The 11,438-nt window shown below is 63.8% G+C and carries 12 protein-coding genes; 5 read left to right on the top strand and 7 right to left on the bottom strand.

Annotation, left to right across the window (positions count from 1 at the left end; genetic code table 11):
- Positions 1 to 56 precede the first annotated feature (56 nt).
- On the bottom strand, positions 57 to 377 hold the full coding sequence (locus DXH78_RS19290) for a DMT family transporter (RefSeq protein WP_115518938.1): 321 nt from the start codon (positions 375 to 377) through the stop codon (positions 57 to 59).
- A gap of 214 nt (positions 378 to 591) precedes the next feature.
- Here DXH78_RS19290 and hemB point away from each other — a divergent pair, with 214 nt between their 5' ends.
- On the top strand, positions 592 to 1,653 hold the full coding sequence (hemB, locus tag DXH78_RS19295; protein ID WP_115518885.1) for a porphobilinogen synthase: 1,062 nt from the start codon (positions 592 to 594) through the stop codon (positions 1,651 to 1,653).
- 21 nt (positions 1,654 to 1,674) lie between these two features.
- On the opposite strand, the gene DXH78_RS19300 is transcribed toward hemB, so the two are convergent.
- Together DXH78_RS19300 and DXH78_RS19305 are read right to left on the bottom strand one after the other, a co-directional pair.
- Positions 1,675 to 2,121, bottom strand: coding sequence for a DoxX family protein (locus tag DXH78_RS19300; protein ID WP_115518886.1), 447 nt, complete (start codon positions 2,119 to 2,121; stop codon positions 1,675 to 1,677).
- Between the two features lie 70 nt (positions 2,122 to 2,191).
- Complete coding sequence (locus DXH78_RS19305) at positions 2,192 to 3,451, bottom strand: threonine ammonia-lyase (RefSeq protein ID WP_115518887.1); 1,260 nt, start codon at positions 3,449 to 3,451, stop codon at positions 2,192 to 2,194.
- A gap of 107 nt (positions 3,452 to 3,558) precedes the next feature.
- Here DXH78_RS19305 and DXH78_RS19310 point away from each other — a divergent pair, with 107 nt between their 5' ends.
- Positions 3,559 to 4,086: an RDD family protein gene (locus DXH78_RS19310; protein ID WP_115518888.1), complete on the top strand. Its 528-nt coding sequence runs from the start codon at positions 3,559 to 3,561 to the stop codon at positions 4,084 to 4,086.
- A gap of 82 nt (positions 4,087 to 4,168) precedes the next feature.
- Positions 4,169 to 4,918 carry an arginyltransferase gene (locus DXH78_RS19315; protein ID WP_115518889.1) on the top strand — a complete coding sequence of 250 codons (750 nt, stop codon included), beginning with the start codon at positions 4,169 to 4,171 and terminating at the stop codon, positions 4,916 to 4,918.
- A 6-nt stretch (positions 4,919 to 4,924) separates the two neighbouring features.
- Here DXH78_RS19315 and DXH78_RS19320 read toward each other — a convergent pair whose 3' ends face one another.
- The 4 genes from DXH78_RS19320 to DXH78_RS19335 are packed head-to-tail and all read right to left on the bottom strand — an operon-like array spanning position 4,925 to position 8,454.
- Positions 4,925 to 5,776, bottom strand: coding sequence for a metal ABC transporter permease (locus tag DXH78_RS19320; RefSeq protein ID WP_115518890.1), 852 nt, complete (start codon positions 5,774 to 5,776; stop codon positions 4,925 to 4,927).
- Positions 5,773 to 6,639 (bottom strand): metal ABC transporter permease, encoded by an 867-nt coding sequence (locus DXH78_RS19325; protein WP_115518891.1) that lies wholly within the window; start codon positions 6,637 to 6,639, stop codon positions 5,773 to 5,775. Before DXH78_RS19325 ends, DXH78_RS19320 begins: the two co-directional genes overlap by 4 nt.
- A 1-nt stretch (position 6,640) precedes the next feature.
- Positions 6,641 to 7,543 carry a manganese/iron ABC transporter ATP-binding protein gene (locus DXH78_RS19330; protein WP_430727510.1) on the bottom strand — a complete coding sequence of 301 codons (903 nt, stop codon included), beginning with the start codon at positions 7,541 to 7,543 and terminating at the stop codon, positions 6,641 to 6,643.
- Positions 7,540 to 8,454: a metal ABC transporter substrate-binding protein gene (locus tag DXH78_RS19335; RefSeq protein ID WP_115518892.1), complete on the bottom strand. Its 915-nt coding sequence runs from the start codon at positions 8,452 to 8,454 to the stop codon at positions 7,540 to 7,542. Before DXH78_RS19335 ends, DXH78_RS19330 begins: the two co-directional genes overlap by 4 nt.
- Before the next feature lie 173 nt (positions 8,455 to 8,627).
- Between DXH78_RS19335 and DXH78_RS19340 the strand changes: the two genes are divergently transcribed.
- Entirely contained in the window at positions 8,628 to 10,865 is a 2,238-nt protein-coding gene (locus DXH78_RS19340) for a cation:proton antiporter domain-containing protein (protein WP_115518893.1), read from the top strand.
- Between the two features lie 99 nt (positions 10,866 to 10,964).
- Positions 10,965 to 11,426 (top strand): PaaI family thioesterase, encoded by a 462-nt coding sequence (locus DXH78_RS19345; RefSeq protein ID WP_115518894.1) that lies wholly within the window; start codon positions 10,965 to 10,967, stop codon positions 11,424 to 11,426.
- Positions 11,427 to 11,438 lie beyond the last annotated feature (12 nt).

An 11,438-nucleotide genomic window follows, 5' to 3' on the forward strand; every position in this document is an offset into this window, starting at 1 on the left:
CTGCCGCTTTGCTAGCAGGCCGCAGGGCGACGACCAAGACCCCCTGTTGGCGATAATCAGGACGGCGATGCGACCTTCATCAGGACGAGCCCGGACACGATCAGTCCGGCCGCCACCACGCGCATGATGTTCACATCCTCGCCGAACATGATGACACCGGCAATGAAGGCGCCGACCGCGCCGATACCGGTCCACATCACATAGGCGGTACCGACCGGCAAACTGCGCATCGCCAGCGACAGCAGCACCACGCTGGCGATCATGCCGACAATGGCGATGACCGACGGTATCGGCTTGGTGAATCCATGCGACGCCTTGAGCGCCAGCGCCCAGACGATTTCCAATAGACCGGCGGCGACGAGAGTAATCCAGACCATGACGGCCCTCATGATGAGCGCCGGGCCGTCCCGGGCGGAAGGTTGACGCGGTGCCGTGGGTATTCAGGGCACGCTCGAGGTCGTGGCCTCCCCCGCCAATTTAGAAACCCGGCCGTCCGGGTCAAGGCGGCTGCCCTGCATGGCAGGCGGGTCCTGTCCGGGTGGCGGGCGCCGCGCGAAGCGGCTATGAGAGGGCTGTCTGGAGTCAAAGCCCATGGCCATCAAGTACGGACGCCCTCTGCAGCACACCGCGCGCTTCGCCCCCGGCGAGGCGAGCGCTGAACCGCTCGACCTCACGGTGCGCATGCGCCGCAACCGGCGCGCCGATTGGGCGCGCCGCATGGTGCGCGAGAACGTCATCACCACCGACGACCTGATCTGGCCAATCTTCGTCATGGACGGCGACAAGGCCCGCCAGCCGGTCGCGCCGATGCCCGGCGTCGAGCGCCTGTCGGTCGATCAGGCGGTGCGCGAGGCCGTGCGCGCGGCCCAGCTCACCATCCCCTGCATCGCCATCTTCCCTTACACCGATCCGAGCCTGCGCGACGCGAACGGCAGCGAGGCGCTCAACAGCGACAATCTCGTCTGCCGCGCCGTGCGCGCCATCAAGAAGGAAGTGCCGGACATCGGCATTCTCTGCGACGTCGCGCTCGATCCCTATACCAGCCATGGCCATGACGGCTTGCTGCGCGACGACGGCGTCATCCTCAATGACGAGACCGTCGACGTGCTGGTGCGTCAGGCGCTGGTGCAGGCCGAAGCCGGCTGCGACATCATCGCGCCGTCCGACATGATGGACGGCCGCGTCGGCGCCATCCGCGAAGGCCTCGATGCGGCGAAGCTGAGCGATGTGTCGATCATGGCCTATGCGGCGAAATACGCCTCCGCCTTCTATGGCCCGTTCCGCGACGCCGTCGGCTCCTCGAAGACGCTGAACGGCGACAAGCGCACCTATCAGATGGACCCGGCCAACACCGACGAGGCGCTGCGCGAAGTCGCGCTCGACATCGAGGAAGGCGCCGACATGATCATGGTCAAGCCAGGCATGCCCTATCTCGACATCTGCGCGCGGGTGAAAGATGCCTTCGGCATGCCGACCTTCGCCTATCAGGTGTCGGGCGAATACGCGATGATCATGGCCGCTGCGAACAATGGCTGGCTCGACGGTGAGCGCGCGATGATGGAAAGCCTCATGGCGTTCAAGCGCGCGGGATGCGACGGCATCCTCACCTACTTCGCGCCGCGCGTGGCGGAAAAGCTGCGCGACATCAAGTAAGGCGCGCTATGCCGCCCGCGCTCAGCGGGCCCGTCCGTCCATCGAATAGCGCCCTGCTCCGGTGCCGGCCAGCATCAGGAAGGCGCCGCAGATCGACAGGTTCTTCACGGCGTGGATCATGTTGTTGGTCTGATCGGGGCCCGCCGGCTGATTCCAGAAATCGTGGAAGAAGTAGGTCGTGACAAGGGTGAAGACCAAAAGACCGAGCGCCACCAGCCGCGTCTGCAGACCGACGACAATCAGCAACGCGCCAGCCACTTCGGTCACCGCCGCAAGCGTGGCGAGGATCATCGGCTGCGGCAGGCCCTTTGTCGCGATCATGCCGGCAACGCCGGCCAGATCGGTGAATTTCTGGAAGCCGGACATCAGATAGATCACGACCAGAGCGATGCGGCCGATAAGCAATGCGGTGTCGGTAAAGGGCGACGTGGCATAGGCCGGACCGGCCGGCGTGTAGGCAGTGGACATTTGTCATCTCCCGTTGGGGACGCGCATTCAGCCAAGAACGCCGACAGCGCCCGACAAGTTCCACCCCGGATCAGTCCGGCATTGGCCCCGAGCCCAGCCGCTTCGGTTTGTAACCGTCGGCATCGAGCGCGGCCATGACTTCACGGGCATGGGCGGCATCGCGCGTCTCGATGGTGACGTCGAGGCTGGCCCCCTTGGCCGGAACGTCGAGTAGCAGACGGCGGTGTTCGACCTCGAGGATGTTGGCGCCAAGCTGGCCAAGCCTGGTTGCAATGATGCCGAGCACGCCCGGTTGATCGGGGATGATCAGGCGGAAGGCGACGATGCGCGTCTCGCGCTCAAGTTCGCGCACCATGATGGACGCGAGAATGCGCGGGTCGATATTGCCGCCGCACAGGATGAGACCGACGCGCTTGCCCTTGAAACGGACCGGTTCGGCGAACAACGCGGCGAGCCCGGCGGCGCCGGCGCCTTCGGCCATGGTCTTCTGCAAGGTGAGATAGGCATTCACCGCACGTTCGAGATGAGCCTCGTCGACGAGGATCACGTCGGAGACGAGTTCGCGTATAATCGGCAAAGTCAGCTTGCCGACATTCTTGACCGCGATGCCTTCAGCGAGCGTCGGGCCACCGACCGGCCGGTTGCCGTGCTCCAGCGCATTCCACACCGCGGGATAAAGCAGCGCCTCGGCGCCGATGACCTCGATCTTCGGATTGCGCGCCTTGGCGGCGATGGCATTGCCGGAGATCAGCCCTCCGCCGCCGATCGGAATCACCATCATGTCGAGATCGGGCACATCCTCGAACATTTCCAGCGCGATGGTGCCCTGACCGGCGATGACCTTCTCGTCATCGTAAGGATGCACAAGCGTCATGCCGCGCTCGGCCTGGATCGCCTCGCAGCGCGCCTGCGCATCGGCCACCGTCTCGCCGTAAAGCACCACCTCGGCGCCATGCGAGCGGGTCGCCGCGACCTTCACATGCGGCGTGGTCACCGGCATGACGATGGTCGCCGGAATGCCCAGCCGCGCGGCATGATAGGCAACCGACTGCGCATGATTGCCGGCCGACATGGCGACAACGCCGCGGCCGCGCTCGGCCTCGGTCAGCGACGACAGCTTGTTGAGCGCGCCACGGTCCTTGAACGAGTTGGTGACCTGAAGGTTCTCGTATTTGACGAAGACCTCGGCCCCGGTCAGCGCCGACAACCGCGGCGCCGGCAGCATCGGCGTGCGCAGCACCGCGCCGGCAATGACCCGTCGGGCGGCTTCGATATCAGAGATGGTAACGGTCACAAAAGGCTCCGATTCGGGTAGGCTCTGCCGCACCATGCCGCAGGTCGCCCCGCTCTGCCAACCGCCTACCGCCCCTTGCGGAGGCTTCGGCGGCGGGCCATTTGCGGTTATGCTGGCGCTGAATTCGTCCCTGGGGCTTTGCAATGTCGATCTCGATGGATGTCCGGCCGCATGCTTATGACCCGGACCTGAACCCGGAATTGTTCGAGGGCGTGCTGTCGCGCCGCGTAGTCGCCTTCATGATCGACTTCGTCGTCATGGCCGCGCCGGTGATCCTCGCGGCGATGGTCATCTTCGTGTTCGGCATTGTGACGCTGGGCTTCGGCTGGGCGCTGTACTGGCTGCTGCCGCTTGCCTCGGTGATCTGGGCGATCGTCTATTTCGGCCTGGGCGTTGCCGGCGAGCGCTCGGCCACCATCGGCATGCGGGTGATGGATCTCGAAATGCGCACCTGGTACGGCGCGCCGGCCTATTTCGTCCTCGGCGCCGTCCATGTCATCCTGTTCTGGGTGTCGGTATCGGCGCTGACGCCGTTCGTTCTGTTGGTGCCGTTCTTTAACCGCCGCAAGCGGTTGCTGCACGACATTCTGCTCGGCACGGTGATCGTCAATAACGCCGCGCGCGCCTCTGCCCTGCGCGGTTTCGCCGGCAGCCCGGCGCAACCACTTTGACGGCGGCCTCCGGCCGCGCAATGCTGGAGGGGATACCCCGAGTCCCACAGGCGATGAACCGACAGGCCAGCGACCGGAACCCGTGACCCAGCATTCCCGCGACACGCCGCAATTCTACCTGACTGCGCCGTCGCCCTGCCCTTACCTCAAGGGCCAGGAAGAGCGGAAGGTGTTCACCCATCTGGTCGGCTCGCGCGCCGGCGAGCTCAACGACCTGCTCACCCATGGCGGCTTCCGCCGCAGCCAGTCGATCGCCTATCGCCCCGCCTGCGAAACCTGCCGCGCCTGCGTCTCGGTGCGCGTCGTGGTGGATGACTTCAAGCCGTCACGCAACATGCGCCGTAATCTCGACCTCAACAGCGACATTATCGGCGACATGCGCCATCCGGCGCCGACCTCAGAGCAGTATTCGGTGTTCCGCGCTTATCTCGACGCGCGCCACCGCGACGGCGGCATGGTTGATATGACTGTGCTCGACTACGCCATGATGGTCGAGGACAGCCACGTCGAAACCCGCGTCGTCAATTATCGCCTGCGTGACGCCGATTCAGGCTTCACCCATCGCGGCGCCGGCGAATTGATGGCCGTGGCGCTGACCGACGTTCTCTCCGACGGGCTCTCGATGGTCTATTCGTTCTACGATCCTGAACAGGCGCACCGCTCGCTCGGCACCTACATGATCCTCGACCACATCGTCCGCGCCAAGGCGATGGGCCTGCTTTATGTCTATCTCGGGTACTGGGTGCAGGGCTCGAAGAAGATGGATTACAAGGGCCGCTTCCTGCCGCAGGAACGCCTGATGCCGGCGGGATGGACGCGGATCGAGAAATAATCCCGATCAGGCAACTGTCGTGCGCGCGCGCCGCCAGACGCCGTGCTTGGGCGCAAAGAGAAACGCCGCCACAAAAAACACGGCCTGGGTCAGAACGATGCAAGCGCCGGTCGCGCCATCGAGGTGGAAGCTGGCAATGGTGCCCAGCGCCGCCGACACCGTCGCCACCACGGTCGCGATCACCAACATGCGGCCGAAACTGTCGGTCAACAGGTAGGCGGTGGCTCCGGGAGCAATCAGCATGGCGATCACCAGGATGATGCCAACCGCCTTGAGCGACGCGACAATAGTCAGCGACAGCAGCACCAGCAGCCCGTAATGCAGCACCCGCACCGGCAGGCCGATGGTGCGGGCATGATTGGGATCGAAACAGTAAAGAAGAAGATCGCGCCGTTTGATCAGCACGATCAGAAGCGTGCCGCCGGCGACAAATCCTGTCTCAACAAGATCCTGCACCGTAACGCCAAGCACATTGCCGAAAAGGATGTGCAGCAGGTGCTGATCGGTTTCGATCTTGCTGAAGATCACGAGGCCGAACCCGAACATGCCGGAGAACACGATGCCCATCACCGTGTCTTCCTTCACGCGGCTGTTCTCCTTGAGATAGCCGGTAAACAGCGCGCAGGACAGGCCAGCGACGAAAGCGCCGATCGCCAGCGGAATACCCGCGACATAGGCCAGCACGATGCCGGGCAGTACAGCGTGCGAAATGGCGTCGCCCATCAGCGACCAGCCCTTTAGCACCAGATAGCATGACAGAATCGCACAGACCGCCGCCACCAGCAGTGACACGAGGAGCGCCCGCTGCATGAACGGGTAGCTGAGCGGCACGACGAGCCAGTCGAACAGAATATTCATGCCGCCGCCTCGATCGCCTCAATCCGCCGCCGCGCTGCCAGCACGCCGTGCTTGGGCGCAAGGAAGAAAGCAATCAGGAACAGCAGCGTCTGCAGGCAGACGATGACGCCACCGGTGGCGCCGTCGAGGAAGTAGCTGATATAAGCGCCGGTGAAACTGGTCGTCACTCCAAGCGCGACACTGATAATGATCAGCCGGCCGAACCGGTCGGTCAGCAGATAGGCGGTGGCGCCCGGCGTCACCACCATCGCGATCACCAGACAGGCGCCGACGGTCTGCAAGGCGGCAACCGTGCAGGCGCTCAGCAGCGTGAAGAATAATCCCTTCAGAAACGTGGTGTTGATGCCGATGCTGCGGGCGTGGCTCTCGTCGAAGAAAGTCACCATCATGTCCTTCCAGACCAGCAGCAGGATGACGAGCGACACCCCGGCGATGATCGCGACCTGAACCACATCTTCGTCGGCAATGGCCAGAATATTGCCGAGCACGATCGACTGGATGCTGACCGAGGTCGGCCAGATCGACGCCATCAAGAGTCCGAGCGCGAACAGCGCGGTGAACACCAGGCCAATCACCGCATCCTCGCGCAATCGCGATTTCTGCTTGACGAAATTCATCGCCACCGAGGCAAGGATGCCGGCAAAGAAAGCACCAACCGCGAACGGCGCGCCGAGGATATAGGCGCCGGCAACACCGGGCACGATCGAATGGCCCAGCGCATCGCCCATCAGCGACCAGCCCTTGAGCATCAGATAGGCCGAGAGAAAAGCGCAGACGCCGCCGACCAGCGCGCTCACCCACATGGCTTTCAGCATGTAGCCGTACTGGAACGGAATCAGCAGTTCCGTGAGCAGCGCGTTCATGTCATTTGTCATCCAGATCCTGGCGACGGCTGTGCTTGTCGCCGTACAGCACCAAAGGCCGCTCGTCGTCCGTCAACACCGTAACGCTGCGGGCATCGGCATCGTCATGCAGCGCGGGACCGCCGAGCTGGAAGTTGCGCAGTACGCCGCCGAACGTCAGTTCGAGGTTTTTCTGGGTGAACACCTCCGCCGTCGGCCCCGCCGCCAGCACTGTGCGGTTAAGCAGTACCACGTGGTCGCAGAAATCAGGGACGCTGCCGAGATTGTGCGTCGACACCAGCATCAGATGACCCGAGGCGCGCAATTCGCGCAGCAGGCCGACAATGGCCGCCTCGGTCTTCACATCAACGCCGGTGAAGGGTTCGTCGAGCAGGATGATGCGGCCTTCCTGCGCCAGCGCCCGCGCCAGAAACACCCGCTTCTTCTGGCCGCCGCTGAGTTCGCCGATCTGCCGCTTGCGGTAGTCGCTCATGCCGACGCGCTCCAGCGCCTCGTCGACCTTGTAGTGGTCGGCGCGCGAGGCCATGCGCAGGAAATTCATGTGGCCATAGCGGCCCATCATCACCACGGTCTCGACCAGCACCGGGAAATTCCAGTCGACGTCTTCGCTTTGCGGCACATAGGCGACGATGTTGCGCTTCAGCGCCTCGTCGACGGTCAGCCCGCAAAGCCGCACCTCGCCGGCGGTCGGACGCACGAAGCCCATGATCGCCTTGAAGATCGTCGACTTGCCGCTGCCGTTGACGCCGACCAGCGCGCAGATCGTGCCTGGATCGAGGTCGAACGAGGCATCGCGCACGGCGGTGAAGCCGTTCGGATAAGTGACGTTGAGGGCGCGCACTGAAATGCTGGCGCCGAGCTTTGCGTCAGCAGCAACGCCGATCTCGGGTACGGGCGCATTCACTTGCCGAATCCCTTGGCGATGGTTTCCACCGTCACCTTCAGGAGATCGAGGAAGGTCGGCACCGGACCGCCGGCCGCGCTGAGCGAGTCGACATACAGCACGCCACCGTAGCGCGCGCCGCTCTCGCGCGCCACCTGCTTGGCGGCGCGATCCGAGATCGTGCTTTCGCTGAACACGACAGGCACCTTGTTCTTGCGCACCAGATCGATGACCTTGCGCACCTGCTGCGGGGTGCCCTGCTCGTCGGCATTGATCGGCCAGAGATAGGCCTCGCGCATCTGGTAATCGCGCGTCAGGTAGCTGAACGCGCCTTCGCTCGACACTAGGATGCGCTGGCCTTCGGGAATGGCCGACAACCGCTTGCGCAGCGGCTCGTCCAGCGCCTTGATCTTGGCCGCATAGGCGACGGCATTGCGATTGTAGGCTTCCGCATTGGCAGGATCATATTTGACGAATGCTTTGCGGATATTCTCGACATAGATCAGCGCGTTCGATGGCGACATCCAGGCGTGCGGATTGGGCTTGCCGCTATAGGGCCCCTCGGAAATGCCCATCGGCTCGATGCCCTCGGTGACAACCACGCTCGGCACATCCTTGACGTTCTGGAAGAATTTTTCAAACCAGCGCTCGAGGTTGAAGCCGTTCCACAGCACGAGACCCGCCTCCTGCGCCCGGACGATGTCGAGCGGCGTCGGCTGATAGTCATGGATTTCAGCGCCCGGCTTGGTGATGGATTCGACGACGGCGGCGTCGCCGGCGACATTCTGCGCGATGTCCCGGATGACGGTGAAAGTGGTCACGATCTTGAACTTTTTAGCCTGAGCCCCTGCGCTGGGAGGCCATCCCAGAATAGCCGTCGCGATCAACGCCGCGCCCAGGACAAAGCGTAGAACGGGCAATTTCTTGGTCATGGTACCTTCTCGTTGACACCCGCGGCTTCAGGGCAAACCGGCCACACTAAAAACGAGTACCTTAGTTGCGACTAATTTGCAATTGCAACTTTATGGAACTTTGCCCGCGGCGCGGGATTGTCGCCGGACTTAAAGCCCTGACACACGGGCGCGACTCGGGGGTATCTGCCGGCATGACGAGCATTCGAGCCCGGGCGGCATGGATTTCCCTTACCCTTCTGGCTCTGTGGCTGGCTTCCGGCCCGGCCTTTGCGGCGGGTGAGGCCTCCAAAGGCCCCTCCGAGGTCATCTTCATCGCCCAGCTCGTCGCGCTGATGCTGACAGGCCGCCTGCTCGGCGAAGCCATGCTGCGGCTCGGCCAGCCGGCCGTCATGGGTCAGCTCCTCGCCGGCATTCTGCTCGGCCCTTCCCTGTTCGGCTTCCTGGCGCCGGACCTGCAGCACATGCTGTTTCCGAAATCCCCCGAGCAGAAGGCGATGCTCGACGGCATCTCGCAGGCCGGCATTCTGCTGCTGCTGCTGCTGACCGGCATGGAGACCGACCTTCGCCTGGTGCGCGCCACCGGCAAGGCCTCGGTCTATGCCTCGCTGATGGGCATCGTGGTGCCTTTCGGTTGCGGCGTGACGCTCGGCTACTTCATGCCGGCCGACATGCTGCCGCATCCCGACCATCGGCTGATCACCGCGCTCTTCCTCGGTACCGCCTTGTCGATCGCGTCGGTGAAGATCGTCGCCATGGTGGTGCGCGAGATGAACTTCATGCGCCGCAATGTCGGGCAAGTGATCCTCGCTTCCGCGATCATTGACGACAGCGTCGGTTGGATCATCGTCTCGATCATCTTCTCGCTGGCGATGCACGGCGAAGTCGATGCCCTGTCGCTGGCGCAGAGCGTGGTCGGCACCTTCGTCTTCATGGTGGTGAGCCTAACCATCGGTCGCCGCCTCGTCTTCTTCGCCATCCGCTGGGCCAACGACGTGCTGATGAGCGACTTCGCGGTCATCACCGCCATCCTGATCATCATGGGCGCGATGGCACTCACCACGCATCTGATCGGCGTACATTCGGTGCTCGGCGCCTTCGTCGCTGGCATTCTGGTCGGTGAATCGCCGATCCTGACCAAACATATCGACGAGCAGTTACGCGGCCTGATCACGGCCTTCTTCGCGCCGGTATTCTTCGGCCTCGCCGGCCTGTCGGCGGATCTGACCATCCTCGCCAATCCGGAAATTGCCATCGCCACCGCGGGGCTGATCCTGATCGCCAGCATCGGCAAGTTCAGCGGCGCTTTCATCGGCGCTGAATTGGGCGGCCTGACCAAGCGCGAGGGATTTGCGCTGGCCTGCGGCATGAATGCACGCGGCTCGACCGAGGTCATCATCGCCTCCGTCGGCCTGGCGATGGGCGCGCTGACGCCGAATCTGTTCACGATGATCGTGACCATGGCGGTGGTGACCACCCTGGCGATGCCGCCGACCTTGCGCTGGGCGCTGTCGCGCATTCCGCTGAGCAAGGACGAGAAGCAGCGGCTGGAGCGCGAGGAAGTCGAACAACAGGGCTTTCTCGCCCATATCGAACGGCTGCTGCTGGCGGTGGACGATTCCACCAACGGCACATTTGCCACGCGGCTGGCCGGCATCATCGCCGGCACGCACGAAATGCCGACCACGGTGATGCACATCACCGATGGCGATATCGACGACAAGAAGCACGTGAAGAAGGAGACGTCCAAAGCCAAGGACGCCGCCACCATCGTCCAGGAAGTCGCCGAACGCGCCGAACACGCCAAGACACCGAAGGAACAGAGTTTGCTGACGCTTGAGGTCAGCACGCTGGTCCGCAAGCCGCATCCCGATATCGTCGCCGAGGAAGCCGAGAAAGGTTACGGCGCCATGATCGTCGGCCTCGACAAGATGGTGGCGCGCAAGAACGAATTCCACGACGCCGTGACCAAGCTCGCCGCCGGCTTCGAAGGCCCCCTGCTGATCGCCGACGCGCGCACGGAACACCGCAAGCATCCACTGCACGGCACGATCAGCATACTCCTGCCCATCAACGGAACCGAGGTGTCGCGCCGCGCCGCCGAGGTCGCGATCGCCATTGCGCGCGCGAGCAAGGCGCCGGTGACCGCACTCTATGTCGCGCCGAACGGCAAGGCGCGGTCGCGCCGCGCCGAAGAGGCGATCCTCAAGGACATTGCGACCATGGCGGCGAGCTATTCGGTGGATGTGCGCACGGCGGTGCGCAGCGAAGCCGCCGCCGGCGAAGCCATCCTCAAGGAAGCTGCGCGCCGCAATCACAATGTTATCGTCCTCGGCACGGGCCGCCGGCCCGGCGAGAAGCTCTATTTCGGCGACACGGCGGCGGCGCTGATCGAGACCGCGCCCCAATCGCTGGTGTTCGTGGTGAGCTGAGTTATGCGCGCGAGACGGGCCCGCCGCGCGACCTAAAAAGGTGCCCGCGCGACCCGCATTGTGCTATCCGCCACCGGAATTCCTACCGCAGGCGACTTCATGACAAGCGACGACAAAGCCAAGGCCTCCCATAGGGGGCCGGTGCAGGATGCATTCGATCCGGCAAGCCACGGATGGACGCCATACAGCGACGAGGGCTTCATCGGTCTCGTCGGGCCCTTCTGGCAGCGCCCCCACGACGACGGATTTCACTACGCCTTTCTCGCGGAGCCGAAACATCACAACCTTCGCGGCGTGGTGCAGGGCGGCATGCTGATGACCTTCGCCGATCGAGCAATGGGCATGGCCGCGCGCCATGCCAATCACAACCTGCCGCAAGCCACCGTCCAGCTCGACGTGCATTTCATCGACGCCGTGCAAATTGGCGAGTTCGTCGAGGCGCACTGCCGGGTCGTGCGCAAAACGCGCACGTTGATCTTCATGGAGGCCGACCTTCTGGTCGGCACGCGCGTAGTCACAACCGCACACGGCATCTGGAAGATCTTGCGGGCGAAGGCCTGACTTCGCCGTTGT

The organism is Undibacter mobilis, from assembly GCF_003367195.1.
Classification (GTDB): Bacteria; Pseudomonadota; Alphaproteobacteria; order Rhizobiales; family Xanthobacteraceae; genus Pseudolabrys; species Pseudolabrys mobilis.